Annotated in this window: 11 protein-coding genes; 6 read left to right on the top strand and 5 right to left on the bottom strand. The window is 74.4% G+C overall.

What is annotated here, in order from left to right:
- Window positions 1-2 precede the first annotated feature (2 nt).
- Together ACTJK8_RS06930 and ACTJK8_RS06925 are read right to left on the bottom strand one after the other, a co-directional pair.
- Complete coding sequence (locus ACTJK8_RS06930) at window positions 3-1,037, bottom strand: TerC family protein (RefSeq protein ID WP_012318987.1); 1,035 nt, start codon at window positions 1,035-1,037, stop codon at window positions 3-5.
- A 357-nt stretch (window positions 1,038-1,394) separates the two neighbouring features.
- Window positions 1,395-2,933: an MDR family MFS transporter gene (locus ACTJK8_RS06925; RefSeq protein WP_440761740.1), complete on the bottom strand. Its 1,539-nt coding sequence runs from the start codon at window positions 2,931-2,933 to the stop codon at window positions 1,395-1,397.
- 257 nt (window positions 2,934-3,190) lie between these two features.
- Here ACTJK8_RS06925 and ACTJK8_RS06920 point away from each other — a divergent pair, with 257 nt between their 5' ends.
- The gene (locus tag ACTJK8_RS06920; protein WP_012318989.1) at window positions 3,191-4,408 is read left to right on the top strand and encodes a TIGR03862 family flavoprotein; all 1,218 of its coding nucleotides are present in this window, start codon (window positions 3,191-3,193) and stop codon (window positions 4,406-4,408) included.
- A gap of 25 nt (window positions 4,409-4,433) precedes the next feature.
- Here the strand turns inward: ACTJK8_RS06920 and ACTJK8_RS06915 are convergent, their stop codons facing one another.
- Window positions 4,434-5,360, bottom strand: a complete 927-nt coding sequence (locus ACTJK8_RS06915) for a collagen-like protein (protein WP_440761739.1) — start codon at window positions 5,358-5,360, stop codon at window positions 4,434-4,436.
- A 225-nt stretch (window positions 5,361-5,585) separates the two neighbouring features.
- On the opposite strand from ACTJK8_RS06915, the gene ACTJK8_RS06910 reads away from it, so the two are divergent.
- The 4 genes from ACTJK8_RS06910 to ACTJK8_RS06895 are packed head-to-tail and all read left to right on the top strand — an operon-like array spanning window position 5,586 to window position 11,857.
- Entirely contained in the window at window positions 5,586-6,371 is a 786-nt protein-coding gene (locus ACTJK8_RS06910) for an ImuA family protein (protein WP_051475893.1), read from the top strand.
- Entirely contained in the window at window positions 6,298-8,061 is a 1,764-nt protein-coding gene (locus tag ACTJK8_RS06905; RefSeq protein ID WP_440761738.1) for a Y-family DNA polymerase, read from the top strand. Before ACTJK8_RS06910 ends, ACTJK8_RS06905 begins: the two co-directional genes overlap by 74 nt.
- On the top strand, window positions 8,058-11,348 hold the full coding sequence (locus tag ACTJK8_RS06900; RefSeq protein WP_440761737.1) for an error-prone DNA polymerase: 3,291 nt from the start codon (window positions 8,058-8,060) through the stop codon (window positions 11,346-11,348). Before ACTJK8_RS06905 ends, ACTJK8_RS06900 begins: the two co-directional genes overlap by 4 nt.
- Window positions 11,349-11,392: 44 nt before the next feature.
- Window positions 11,393-11,857 carry a hypothetical protein gene (locus tag ACTJK8_RS06895; RefSeq protein WP_012318994.1) on the top strand — a complete coding sequence of 155 codons (465 nt, stop codon included), beginning with the start codon at window positions 11,393-11,395 and terminating at the stop codon, window positions 11,855-11,857.
- 39 nt (window positions 11,858-11,896) lie between these two features.
- On the opposite strand, the gene fae is transcribed toward ACTJK8_RS06895, so the two are convergent.
- Entirely contained in the window at window positions 11,897-12,436 is a 540-nt protein-coding gene (gene fae / locus ACTJK8_RS06890) for a formaldehyde-activating enzyme (protein ID WP_012318995.1), read from the bottom strand.
- 62 nt (window positions 12,437-12,498) lie between these two features.
- Complete coding sequence (locus tag ACTJK8_RS06885) at window positions 12,499-13,740, bottom strand: NRAMP family divalent metal transporter (RefSeq protein ID WP_024830256.1); 1,242 nt, start codon at window positions 13,738-13,740, stop codon at window positions 12,499-12,501.
- 80 nt (window positions 13,741-13,820) lie between these two features.
- On the opposite strand from ACTJK8_RS06885, the gene ACTJK8_RS06880 reads away from it, so the two are divergent.
- Window positions 13,821-14,036 (top strand): hypothetical protein, encoded by a 216-nt coding sequence (locus tag ACTJK8_RS06880; protein ID WP_012318997.1) that lies wholly within the window; start codon window positions 13,821-13,823, stop codon window positions 14,034-14,036.
- The last annotated feature ends 8 nt before the right edge of the window (window positions 14,037-14,044 follow it).

Raw genomic sequence — 14,044 nt, 5'->3', positions numbered from 1 at the left:
CCTCAGGCGCGGTGGGCCCGCGCCTCGTGCGGGGGGGCGGCCTCCGGGGCGGCCGCGGCCGAAGCGTCGGTCCGGGTCCGCCAGAGGCTGTAGAAGACACCGGCCGCCAGCAGCGTCAGGGTCACCACAAGGGAGACCCAGGGCTGCACGTGGATGAGCCCGAACGTGTCGGCCACCACGATCTTGGCGCCGATGAAGATCAGGATGAAGGCCAGCGCCGTCTTCAGGTAGGCGAACCGGTCGACCATGGCGGCGAGCGCGAAGTAGAGGGCGCGCAGGCCCAGGATCGCGAAGATGTTGGAGGTGTAGACCACGAACGTGTCGGTGGTGATCGCGAAGATCGCCGGCACGCTGTCGACCGCGAAGATCACGTCGGCGCCGTTCACCAGCACCAGGGCGAGGGCCAGCGGCGTGAAGTACAGGGCGACCTTGCCGGTCTTCGGGTCGGTCTTGCGCACCGTGAAGCGCTGGCCGTGCAGGTCGGGCGTGACCCGGAAGGTCGTCTTGAACCAGCGCACGACGGCGCTGTTCTGGAAGTCGCCCTCCTCCTCGTCGCCCGCGATCAGGATCTTCAGGCCGGCGTAGATCAGGAAGGCGGCGAACAGGGAGAGCACCCAGTGCACCTCGTGCACCAGGGCGGCGCCGAGGCCGATCATCAGGCCGCGCAGCACCACGGCCGCCAGGATGCCCCAGAGCAGGACCCGGTGCTGGGCGGCCCGGGGGACGCCCAGAGCCGTGAGGATCATGGCGATGACGAAGACGTTGTCCATCGACAGCGACTTCTCGACCACGAGGCCGGTGACGTATTCCTCGGCGGAGGACGGTCCGAGATACCACCAGATCCAGCCGCCGAACGCGAGGCCGAGGGCGAGGTAGAAGCCGGTGAGCAGCAGGCTCTCCCGGACGCCGATCTCGTGCTCCTTGTCGCGGTGGAGGAGCCCGAGGTCGAAGGCGAGCAGGCAGGCGATCAGGACGTGGAACCCAAGCCACATCCACAACGGCTTGCCGAGCCATACGACGGTGAGGACGTCCATCATGTGCGGGACCTGATGCTGATTCCGAATGGAAAGCATCGGCTCCGACATCACGGGCGCTGAGGAGCGCCCGCCAGAGGGGCCCGCAGCCGATGAGGTCGACGTAAGGGGCGATCCGGGCGAATCAAGGGCAGAGCGCCGGCGTGGCGCGCGGGCCGGTGACGATATCCGGCCCCCGTGGCCCCGGCGCGACGAAGGAGCGCGTCACCTTCCGGATGCCGCCGGAAGGCGCGAGCACCCGCACGCGTCCCCGACCTGCTCCGGAGCGGTCTCCCGTCTCGGCCCCGCCCGCGCGCGCGGTGACGGGATCCCGGCCCGGTCCGGCGTCGCGGGATCGGCAGAAGTCCACCCCGGGGGCCATCAGGCGGAGGCCTCCGGCGTCTCGGCGGCCATCTTCGGCGACGTGCGCTCGCGCAGGGGCCGCTCCTCCATCAGCGCCAGGAACGTGAAGGCGCCGAGCAGGCCGAGGCAGGCGGCCAGGAAGACGTAGCGGAAAGTCAGGGCGAGCTGGGCCGGGTCCGCGCCGCGGATCAGGCTCTCCACGTCGTGCGCCCCTCCCCCTGCCCCGCCCGCGGCGCCGCCGAGCACGATCGTCCCGAAGGCCGCCACGATCAGCGCCCCGCCGAGGGAGCGGAAGAAGTTCATCGCGGCGGTGGCGATGCCGAGCTGGTGCGTCTCCACGGCGTTCTGGATCGAGATGGTCGAGAGCGGGAGGATCGTCCCGATTCCCATGGAGAGCAGCGCGAACAGCACCTCCATGAGCCAGAAGGGCAGCGCCCGGCCCAGCCAGGCGATGGTGGCGCAGCAGGCGAGACTGACGCACATCATCGCCAGCGGTACCCGCTTGTAGTGCCGGAAATGCAGCATCGACCGGCCCGACAGGGTCGCGCCCGTGACGGTGCCGATCATCAGCGGCACCAGGGCCACGCCGGACTCGCTCGCCGAGAGCCCGATCACCCCTTCGAGGAAGATCGGCACGTAGATGGTGAGCCCGATGAAGGTGCCCATGGCGAAGCAGGCCGCCAGCGTCGCGCTGTAGACCACCCGGTCCCTCAGCACCTCCGTGGGGATCAGCGGCTCCGGCGCCGTGGCGAGCCGCGCCGCGAAGCCGCCCCCCAGCACGGCCGCCCCGGCGAGGAGGGCGAGGACCGGCGCCGAGTCCCAGGGATAGCGCACCCCGCCCCAGCTCAGGGCCAGCAGGAGGGTGACGGAGCCCGCCACCATCAGGGCGGCGCCGGGATAGTCCAGCCGGTGGCGGCGCTCGTGGCGCGGCAGGCGCTTCAGGTTGGCGTTGGTGAGCGCGAAGGCGAGGCAGCCGATCGGCAGGTTGATCCAGAAGATCAGCGACCAGTGCAGGTGCTGGGCGAAGAAGCCGCCGAGCAGCGGCCCCGCCACCGAGGCCGTGACGAACACGCCCGCGATCACCACCTGGTAGCGCGCCCGCTCCTTGGGCGACATGATGTCGGCCAGGATGGTCTGCGCCAGGGCGATCAGCCCGCCGCCGCCGACGCCCTGGAGGCCCCGGGCGAGCGCCAGCGCCACCATCGTGGGCGCGAGCGCGCAGGCGAGCGAGCCGACCACGAAGGTCGCGATGGCGATCAGCAGCATGATCCGCCGGCCGTGGATGTCGCTGAGCTTGCCGTAGAGCGGGGTCACCGCCGTGGAGGCCAGCAGGTAGGCGGTGACGATCCAGGGCAGGTTCGCGGCGTCGCCGAGGTCGAGGCCGATGGTCGGCATGGCGGTCGCCACGATGGTCTGGTCGAGGGCCGCGAGCAGCATCGCGGTCATCAGCCCGTAGACGATGGCGCGGATCTCGCCGGGGCTGAGCGCGGCCTGCGGGCCGGCCGGCCGCGCCCGGGTTTGCGGCTGGACCTCGGTGACGGCGACGGGACTGGCCACGTGTCTGAGAGCCTCTGATCCGGACCGTGCCGGCCGACCGTCCGGGGCGGACGGGGCCTGGGGCGGCATGAGGAGGTGTGCGGACGGACCGCGGTCGCGGGCCGGTGTGCCGGTATCCGCGGCGCCCGGGATCGGAAAGAACGCAGGTCCGGACGTACCCGGTTCCTAGCGCAACGCCGGAGGCCAGCCCATGGCGCCCGGCGCCGATCCGGCCTTCGCCCTTGACAGAGGGCGCCGGGCTGTCGCTCTCCCGGCCCATGCCGGATGACAGGGATGCAATCGCCATCGTGGGCGGCGGGCCGGCCGGGCTCGCCGCGGCCGAGCTGCTGGGGGAGGCCGGCCGCGCGGTCACGGTCTACGAGCGCATGCCGTCCGTCGCCCGCAAGCTGCTGATCGCCGGGCGCGGCGGCCTCAACATCACCCACAGCGAGGCGCGGGCGGAGTTCCTCGCCCGCTACCATCCGCGCGGCGTCCTCGACGCGGCCATCGCGGCCTTCCCGCCCGACGCGCTCAGGGCGTGGTGCGCGGATCTCGGCGAGCCGACCTTCGTCGGCTCGAGCGGGCGCGTCTTCCCGCAAAGCTTCAAGGCCTCGCCGCTGCTGCGGGCGTGGCTGGCGCGGCTCGACCGCCTTGGCGTCCGGATCCGCACCCGCCACCGGCTCACGGGGATCGCCGAAGGCCTGCGCTTCGAGACCCCGGACGGTCCCCTGGACCTCCGCCCCCGCGCCACCCTGCTGGCGCTGGGCGGGGCCAGCTGGCCCCGCCTCGGCTCGGACGGGCGCTGGGTGCCGCTCCTCGAAGGGCTCGGCGTGGCGGTGGCGCCCCTGCGTCCGGCCAATGCCGGCTTCGCGGCGGCGTGGTCCGACCTGTTTCGGGAGCGGTTCTCCGGCGCGCCGCTGAAGCGGGTGGCGCTCACCTGCGCGGGCACCACGGTGCGGGGCGAGGCCGTGATCACGGAGGCCGGCATCGAGGGCGGGGCGATCTACGCCCTCTCGCGCCCCCTGCGGGAGGCGATCGCGGCCGTGGGCAGCGCGCGGCTGGTCGTGGATCTCCGCCCCGACCTGACCCGGGAGGCCCTCGCCCGCCGCCTGTCCGGGTCCCGGCCGGGCGACTCGGCCGGGACCCGGCTGCGCAAGGCCGCGGGCCTCGCGCCCGCGGCGGCGGGTCTGCTGCGCGAGGCGGCCGGCGGCGCCCTCCCGACGGAGCCCGGGGCCCTCGCCGGTCTGATCAAGGCCGCGCCCATCACCCTCACCGCCTCCGCGCCGATCGAGCGGGCGATCTCGACGGCGGGCGGCGTCCGGCTCGACGCCCTCGACGGGCGGTCCATGCTGCGCGCCCATCCCGGCCTGTTCCTGGCCGGCGAGATGCTCGACTGGGAGGCGCCGACCGGCGGCTACCTGCTCCAGGGCGCCTTCGCGGGCGGCCGGGCGGCCGCCGCCGGGATGCTCGACTGGCTGCGCGAGACCGGCGGCTGAGCCGCCGGGATCAGGGTTGCCCGCCTCAGGGCCGCGTGCAGAACCCGACGATGCCGGACGCCTCCGCCGGGCAGCTGGCGCCCTCCCCCTCGTAGACCGGCGCGCCGCCCTTGAGGCAGTGGGCCGTGACCAGCATCTCGCCGGTCCCGCAGGTGATCGTGCAGCCCCCCGGGCAGTCGGATTTGCGCACGGGCCGCAGGCTGGCCGCGGCGGCCTCGCCCTTCGGACCCGGGCCGCCCTGCGGTCCGACCGGACCCCGTGGGCCCGCGGCGCCCGCGTCGCCCTTCGGACCCGGTGCGCCCTGTGGGCCGACCGCGCCCGCGGGACCGGGCTCTCCTCTCGGGCCGGGCTCGCCCTGGGGACCCGTATCGCCCTTGAGGCCCCGCTCGCCTTGAGGGCCCTGCTCGCCCTTGATCCCCTGATCCCCCCTGGGCCCCTGCTCGCCCTTGGGACCGGTCTCACCCTTGGGGCCCGTCTCACCCTTGGGGCCCGTCTCGCCGGCCGGTCCCGCCGCACCCTGGGGACCGGGCGGTCCGGGCGGCCCCTCGGGCGCGCAGTTCGCCACCACCGCCTCGCGCTCGTCCGGCTCCGCCTTCAGCGTCACCACGCAGGTCGAGGGCCGGTAGGGCAGCCGGAAGGTGAACCGGCCGCGCCGGTCGGCCTGGATCGAGATGTCGTCGTCCAGCACCACGATCGCCCCGGGCTTGCGCACCGAGCCCGAGATCCGCAGGTCGCCGGCCTCGATCCGCGCGTCGTAGACCATGATCGGCTGGCTCGGGGCCTGCGCGTGGCGGACCCGCGGGCGGGCCGGGCGAGACCGCCCCGTCGCGGGGGCGGACGCGGCCGGATCCGGACCGGCGGCACCCGGCGGATCCGCCTGCTGGCCGAGTGCCGCCCCCGCCAGGGCGAGCAGGAACGTCAGGGTGAGGGCTGAGCTGAGGGCTGAGCGCATGCGCGGTCCGGTCCGGCCGCGTCACGCGCGCGGCGTCGGGACATTGGTCTCGCCCTGCGATTGCGGTCAACCGTGACCTCGAACCCAGAGGTGGCTGTCGAGTCCACCGGCGTCCACAGCCGTCCACAGGCCAAGCCGCTGCCGCCACGCGCGATTCCGGGACCCTGCGGAAACCGTTTGTGCCTGTTCCTGTTCTGTTCCTATCGTCCAGCATGACCGGAGCCGATGGAGATGGGGCTGGACCCTGCGGACGAGACCGAGGCGGCGCTCGCGCCGAGCGATCCCCGGGCCCGGCTGGCGGCCCTGCGGGTGCGCCTCGCGCCGCCGGACCGGGGCCGGGATCCGTCCCTGGTCCTGCCGCTCGGCGTGCCGGACCTCGACGCGCACCTGCCCGGCGGCGGCCTCGTCCTCGGGCCGCCCCACGAGATCGCGCCGGCCGAGCCCGCGGACGCGATCGCGGCCCTGGGCTTCGCCCTGGCGCTCTGCGCCCGCCACCTCGCCCGGGCGCCCGGAGAGGCGCTGATCGCCGCCGCGCCCGGCCAGCCCCTGCCCTACGGGCACGGTCTCGCCGGCCTCGGCCTCGACCCCGGCCGCCTGCTGCTGCTGGAAGCCGGCAGCGACGCGGAGGTGTTCCGCGCCCTGGAGGCGGCCCTGCACGCGCGGGCGCTCACGGCCCTGATCGGCCTCCTGCGGGACGGGCTGCCGCTGAAGCCGGGCCGGCGCCTGCAGCTCGCCGCGGAAGGGCCCGCGCCGCCGCTGCTGCTGATCCTGCGGCCGGCGCCCGCCAGCCTGCCCAACGGGGCCGCCACCCGCTGGCGGATCGCGGCGGCGCCGGCGGCGCGGGACCGGTTCGGGACTCTGGACAGGCCGCGCTGGCGGGCGCGGCTCGACCGCTGCCGCAACGGGCGGGGCGGCGACTGGCTTGTGGAGTGGGACCATGCCGCGCATCGTCTGCATCTGCCTGAGCCACTGGCCGGTGACGCGGCTGCGGCGGGCGGGTCTCGCGCCTGAGCGCGGCCCCCTCGCGGTGGCGGCCGAAGGGTCCGGCGGGCTGCGGCTCGTGGCCCTCGACCCGGAGGCCCGCGCCCTGGGCCTCCGGGTCGGCGAGCCCCTCGGCCGGGTCCGGGCGCGGATCGGCGTCCCGCTCCAGGTCTATCCCGCCGACCCGGAAGCCGACCGGGACGCCCTGCTGCGGCTGTGCCGCTGGGCGAGCGGGTACGCGCCCCTCGTGGCGCCGTTCGGGCCGGGTGAGGCGGCGGACGGGCTCTACATCGACGTCGCCGGCGCGAGCCACCTGCGCGGCGGCGAGGCGAACCTCGTCGCGGACCTGGCCGCCCGGCTCGCGCGGAGCAGCGTCCCGGCGGCGATCGCGCTGGCCGACACGCCCGGCGGCGCCTTCGCGCTGGCGCGGCATGGCGGGGGCGGCCGGGTCGTGGTGCCGCCGGGCGGGGCCCCCGAGGCCCTGCGGGCTCTCCCCGTGGACGCCCTGCGCCTCGATCCCGGTACGGTCGCTGGGCTGAAGCGGCTCGGCCTGCGCCGGATCGGCGAACTCGACGCCCTGCCCCGGGGGCCCCTCGCCCGCCGCTTCGGCGCGGCGCTGCTCCTGCGCCTCGACCAGGCCCTGGCCCGCCGGCCCGAGCCGCTGGCGCCCCTGACGGAGGCCGCCGCCTACGCCGCCGCGCGCGGCTTCCTCGACCCGATCGGGCGGCAAGCGGACATCGTCCGGACCGTCCGGGACCTGATGGCCGAGACCGCCCCCCGGCTGGAGCGGGACGGGCTCGGCGCCTGCGCCCTGCGCCTCAGCCTGCACCGGGTCGACGGCGCCCTGCGCGTCCTCGATCTCGGCCTGTCCCGCCCCGAGCGCTGCCCGGAGCGGGTCGCGGCCCTCGTCTCCCTGCGCCTCGACCGGCTGGGCTCCGCCCTCGACGCCGGCTTCGGGTTCGAGACGGTGGCGCTCGCCGTCACGGTGACCGGTCCCATGCCGGCCCGCCAGACGGATCTCGGCGCGGCGTCCGCGGCCGACGGGGTCGGCGTCCTGGCCGATGCCCTGGCGCAGCGCCTCGGGCGGGCGCTCCTGCGGCTCGAGCCCCGGGCGAGCCACCTGCCCGAGCGGGCCGACCGGAGCCGGGTCTGGGTGGCCGGAGAGGGGCAGGGAGAGGGGCAGGGAGAGGGGCAGGGAGAGGGGCAGGGAGAGGGATCAGGTCCTGCGGGACGCGGCGCGACCGCCTCTCACGGCGGCGGTGTGCTCGATCCCGACGCTTCCCGTCCCTCACCCCGACCTTACCCCGCACGGGAGGGGGGGCCGGGTGCGCTCCTCGATCAAGGGCGGCGTTCGACCCCGATGGGGGCAACCTCCCGCACAGGGATGGAAGGGAAGGCGCGCACCCGCGCGTCCCCCTGGCCCGAAGACCTCCCGCCCCGCCCCCTGGTCATCTTCCCCCGCGGCGAGGCCGCCCTCGACGTGCTCTCGACCGTTCCGGAGGGGCCGCCCCGGCGCTTCCGCTGGCGCGCCCGGATCCACCGGGTCACCCATGCCGAGGGGCCGGAGCGGATCGCCGCCGAATGGTGGCGCGAGCCCGGCGCGGATCGCGATTACTACCGCATCGAGTGCGAGGCCGGGCACCGGCTCTGGCTCTACCGCGACGGCCCGCACGCCCCCGACCGCCCGGCCGCGTGGTACGTCCACGGGCTGTTCGCGTGACCGCGCCTCAGCTCCCGTACGCCGAGCTCGCCGTCACCACGAACTTCTCCTTCCTGCACGGCGCCGCGCACCCGCAGGAATTCGTCGCGCAGGCGGCTTCCTACGGCCTCGAGGCCATCGGCATCGCCGACCGCAACACCGTGGCCGGTGTGGTGCGCGCGCACGCGGCGGCCCGCGCCCTCGAACCGCAGGGCACCGCGATCCGGATCCTGCCGGGGGTGCGCCTCGTCACCGAGGAGGGGTTCGAGGCCGTCACCTACCCGATGGACCGCGAGGCCTGGGGCCGCCTCTGCCGGCTGCTCACCCTCGGCAACCGGCGCGTCCGCAAGGGCGATTGCCGCTTCGCCTTCGCCGAGATGCTGGAGGCCTCGGAGGGGCAGATGTTCATCGCCATGCCGCCGGCCCGGCGCCTGCCGGAGGGCTTCCGGGCCCGGCTGGAGGCGCTGGCCGCCGCGGCGCCGGGCCGGACCTTCCTCGGGGCGAGCCACACGCGCCGCGGCGACGAGCGGCGGCGCCTCGGGCTGCTCGCCGAGCTGGGCGCGGCCTCCGGCGCCCCGATGGTCGCGGTCTCGGACGCGCTCTACCACCATCCCGACAGGCGCCCGCTCCAGGACGTGGTCACCTGCATCCGCGAAGGCTGCCGGATCGAGGACGCCGGCTACCGCCTGGAGGCCAATGCCGAGCGCCACCTGAAGCCGCCGCCCGAGATGGCGCGGCTGTTCGCCGACCACCCGGAGGCGCTGGCCCGCACCGTCGAGATCGCGCAGGCCTGCGCCTTCGACTTGGCGCAGCTGCGTTACGAGTACCCGGACGAGCCCGTGCCCCCCGGGCGCACGCCGCAGGAGTACCTGGAGGAGAAGACCTGGGAGCGGGCGCGCTGGCGCTACGCCGGCGAGGTCCCGGACGCCGTCGCGGCGACGCTCCGCGAGGAGCTGCGGCTCATCGCCAAGATGGACTACGCCCGCTACTTCCTGACCCTGTTCGACGTGGTCGAGTTCGCCCGCGGCCGGGGCATCCTCTGCCAGGGCCGCGGCTCGGCGGCCAATTCCGCCGTGTGCTTCTGCCTCGGCATCACCGCGGTGGACCCGTCGAAGCACCGGCTGCTCTTCGCCCGGTTCATCTCGGAGAACCGCGGCGAGCCGCCCGACATCGACGTCGATTTCGAGCACGAGCGCCGCGAGGAGGTGATCCAGCACCTCTACGCCCGCTACGGGCGGGAGCGGGCCGCCCTCTGCGCCACGGTGATCCACTACCGCCCGCGCATGGCGATCCGCGAGGTCGGCAAGGTCCTGGGCCTGACCGAGGACGTGACCGCGGCGATCGCCGACACGGTCTGGGGCTCCTGGGGCACCGGCATGCCGGACCGGCACGTGCGCGAGGCCGGCCTCGACCCGGAGAACCCCGCGATCCGTCAGGCGCTCGACCTCGCCCACCAGCTGATCGGCTTCCCGCGCCACCTGTCGCAGCACGTCGGCGGCTTCGTGCTGACCCGCGGCCGGCTCGACGAGACCGTGCCGGTGGGCAACGGCGCCATGGCGGACCGCACCTTCATCGAGTGGGACAAGGACGACATCGACGCGATCGGGCTGATGAAGGTCGACGTGCTGGCGCTCGGCATGCTGACCTGCCTCAAGCGCGGCCTCGACTTCCTGGAGCGGGACCACGGCACCTTCTACGCGACGCTGGCCGATCTGCCGCAGGACGATCCCGCGACCTACGCGATGCTGGCGAAGGCCGATTCCGTCGGGGTGTTCCAGGTCGAGAGCCGGGCGCAGATGTCGATGCTGCCGCGCCTGAAGCCGAAGGAATTCTACGACCTCGTGGTGCAGGTCGCGATCGTGCGCCCCGGCCCGATCCAGGGCGACATGGTCCACCCCTACCTGCGGCGGCGCTCCGGGATCGACCCGGTGGAGTACCCGGCCCCGCACCCGGACCACGGCCCGGCCGACGAGCTGAAGGAGGTCCTGCAGAAGACCTACGGGGTGCCGCTGTTCCAGGAGCACGCCATGCAGATCGCCATCACGGCGGCGGGCTTCACCCCGGCCGAGGCCGACGGGTTGCGCCGTGCCATGGCGACCTTCCGCCATGTCGGCTCGATCGGCGGGTTCGCGGACAAGTTCGTGGGCGGCATGACCCGCCGGGGCTACCCGAAGGACTTCGCCGAGCGCTGCTTCGCGCAGATCCGCGGCTTCTCCACCTACGGCTTCCCGGAGAGCCACGCGGCGAGCTTCGCGCTCCTCGTCTACGCCTCGGCCTGGATGAAGTGCCGCCACCCCGACGTCTTCCTGGCGGCGATCCTCAACGCCCAGCCCATGGGCTTCTACCAGCCGGCCCAGCTGGTGCGCGACGCCCGCGCCCACGGCGTCGAGGTGCGCGGCGTCTGCGTCAACGCCAGCGACTGGGACTGCACCCTGGAGCCGGGCGGGAATCCGGCCTTGCACGCCGTGCGGATCGGCCTGCGCGCGGTGCGCGGCCTGCCCGAGGCCGCCATGCGCCGGCTCGTGCGGCTGCGCGCCAACGGCTACGCCAGCATCGAGGGCCTGCAGGCGTCCCTCGCCCTGCCCCGCAACGCCCTGGAGCGCCTGGCCGAGGCGGACGCGTTCCGCTCCCTCGGACTCGACCGGCGCGCCGCCCTCTGGATGGTCCGCACCCTGGAGGGGACCTCGGCCCGCAAGGCCGCCCGAGCCGATCCGAGCGAGCGCCGGGCCCATCTGCTGGACGCGCCGCTGCCGCTCTTCGCCTGGCACGCCGATGACGGCCTGTTCCGGCACGAGCCGGCTGTGGACCTGCCGGCCCTGGCCCCGTCCGAGGCGGTCGCCGAGGATTATTCCGCCACCGGCCTGTCCCTGCAGGGGCATCCGGTCGCCTTCTTCCGGGGGCGGCTGGCCCGGATCGGCGCGATCCCGGCCCGGGCCCATCTCGATCCGGCCCTGCCCCAGGGCGCGCGGGTCACGGTGGCGGGCCTCGTGCTGATCCGACAGCGGCCGGGCACCGCCAAGGGCGTGGTCTTCCTGACCCTGGAGGACGAGACCGGTATCGCCAACGTGATCGTCTGGAAGGCGGTGTTCGAGGCCAACCGCCGGGCCGCCATGCAGGCCCGGTTCCTCGCCGTGCGCGGCCGGATCCAGCGGGCGGACGGGGTGGTCCACCTCGTGGCGGAGGGGTTCCGCGACCTCACCGCCTCCTTACGCGACCTGCGCGAGGCCGGCATGAGGCTGCCGCCCGAGAACACGGATTTCGGCGTGCCCCCGGACCGGCGCGTGTACCGCAGCCGGGATTTCCACTGAGGCGCGCCCCTCGACAGGCCCCGCGCCGGGCGTAGAGTGCGGCGATGTCGAGCTTCGCCGTTCCGCGCCTCCTCCTCGCCGCCTGCGCGGCCCTGCCCCTCCTGGCGGAGGCCGCCCGGGCCGACAGCTGCGACGACCTCACCCGCCAGATCGCCGGCGCGATCGGCGGCCGGGTCGGCAAGCGCGCCGGCCCCAGCATCGACATCCGCGTGGCCGGCCCGATCAAGTTCGACGTCACCTGCCGGGCCGAGCCGATCGTGCAGGCGACCTCCGCCGAGCCGGCCCCCTCGGCGGCCTTCTTCCGCGACCTGTCGGTGGCCTCCGAGATCCTCGTCGGCGAGCCGGCCGCGACCGTCGAGCCGATCATCGCCAACGCCTACCGGACCGCGCTGGCGGAGCGGCGCAAGTCGTTCATCCAGCAGAACGGCTGGTCGGCCTCCTGCTACACCGACCCGGGCAGCAGCACGGTGCGCACCCTCTGCTCGGTGGGGCGCATCCCGCCGGGCTGAGGCTTACCTGAGCCGGCAGGATGCGGTCCGCGCGGCCGATCAGTACTCGATCACGCCGTCGAGCGCGTAGTGCTTCACGGTCTTCCGGTTGGCGATCAGCTCGTCCACCGTCGGCTCGCCCTTGAGGGCGCGGGCGATGGCGAGCTTCGTCGCCTCGTAGTTCGTCCGGTAGAGGTCCTTCTGGTCGAGGTTGTCGTCCTCCGCGCAGCGGGGATCGAGCCAGATCATGATGATCATGCACAGCTCGTCGAGCCCGTCCTTGGGCAGGATGCCCTCGATGATGCAGTCCACGATCGCGTCGCCGGTGGCGGCCTGGACCACGCCGCCGAGGAGTTCGACGTACTCGGCCGTGTGGATCGTGGCCTTGGTGGTCATCATTGTGGCCGGGCGCACCAGCTGGTTGAGGTCGCGCACCACGAACATCCGCGTGTGGCCCTGGACCTGCCCCATCATCGACGCGAAGGCCTGACCCACCGGACCGCGCACCGAGCCGATCAGCACCTCCGGCATGGCGTCGGTGTACTGGCCCTCGGCCGCCAGCACCGTGGCCTCGCCCGCGCGGAACCAGATCTCTTGCATGTTCGAACTCCACCTGATCGGAGCCCGCGGGAGACATCATCGGGGGCCCCGCGTCAATCGCGTCAGAGCAGGCCCACCCCGTCCAGGACGCCGACCATCGCGAAGGCGACGGTGAGGCCCGACACCGCGTAGACCAGCCACTTGTAGGCGCCCGCCACGCGCTGTCCCTCGGGCAGGGCCCGGGTGGCCAGGAGAATCAGCAGGCCGAGCGCCAGGGGAAGGAGCAGCGCGTTCATCACCTCCACGGCGATGTTGAGCGCCACGAGGTTCGGCACGAGCTGCACGGCGCCCGCCCCCGCCGCGACGGCGAGCGCGAAGGCGCCGTAGAAGGCCGGCGCCTCCCGGGGGGACTGCTCCAGGGAGTGGGGCCGGCCGGTCACGTCGCCGAACCCCCAGGCCAGCGCCAGGGCCACGACGTTGAGCGCCACGAAGGCCGCCGCGACGATGCCCACCCCGAACACCACCTGTCCGAGCCACGGCCCGAGGGCCGGCGTGAAGGCGCCCGCGAGGTCGCCGACGGTCTCCAGCCCCTTCGCGCTGCCCTGCCCGGCCTTGCCGATCGTGGCGGCGGCGGCGACGAGGATCGCGCCCATCACGCATTGCGAGATCACCGCGCCCACGAGCGTGTCGAGCCGCGAGCGCCGCGCGTGCTCCCAGCCCAGGCCCTTATCGACGATCGCCGACTGCTGGTAGAAGATCATCCACGGCATGATCACCGCGCCGATATTGGCGGCGATCAGCACCCGGAACTGACCGTCGCCCAGCGGCATGTGCCCGAAGGAGGCGACGATCTCGGACACGTTCGGCCGCGCCGCGGCGGCGAGCCCGACGAAGACCAGCTCGAACAGTCCGACCACGATCGCCACGACCTCCACGCGCCGGTAGCTCCCGGTGAGGACGAGCCCGAGGAGCAGGCAGGCCGGCAGGCCGAGGCTCACGAGCCGCGGCACCCCGAACAGGTCCCCGATGCCGGCGATGCCGGAGAATTCCGTGACGATGGCGCCGAGGCCGGCGACCACGAGGCCGCCGTACGAGATCCAGGCCCAGACCGGCCCGTACCGCTCCCGGATCAGCGCGCCGTGGCCGCGCCCGGTGGCGGTCCCGAGCCGCACCGTCAGCTCCTGGACGACGTACAGGATCGGCACCAGCAGGATCTGCAGGAGCAGCAGCGCGTAGCCCCAGCGCGCCCCGCTCTGGGCCGCCGTGATGAGGCTTCCGACATCGGTATCGGCCAGCATCACCACGAGTCCGGGGCCCGCGGCCTTGAGGTAAGCGGACAGGCGAGGCAGGGAAGCGCTGGGCACGGCTCGGGAACAGTCCCGCGCACGGGCGGTTCCGGCGGGCGCCTGCGGCGTTTTCCCGGGGCAGGCGGGAGGAGCGTGAGATGGCGGAGAGCACGGATCGGGGCTCCGGCTGGAGCCTGCAGGCGAGCGCCGTGCCCGACGGGGTGCGCCTGGAACTCGCCCTCGCCGACCTCGGCGGTGCGCCGGTGACCGCCGCGATCGTGCTCGACCGGGCGGAGGCCCGGGCCTTCGCCCGCGCCCTGCTCGCCGCCGCCGGGGACGCGGCGGAGCGGACCTTCCCGAAGCCGGGCGCCTGACGGCGCGC

This window comes from Methylobacterium sp. 22177 (assembly GCF_052045615.1).
Lineage (GTDB): Bacteria > Pseudomonadota > Alphaproteobacteria > Rhizobiales > Beijerinckiaceae > Methylobacterium > Methylobacterium radiotolerans.
The sequence above is the reverse complement of the archived record's forward strand: the minus strand, read 5'-3'. Positions and strand labels throughout refer to the sequence as shown.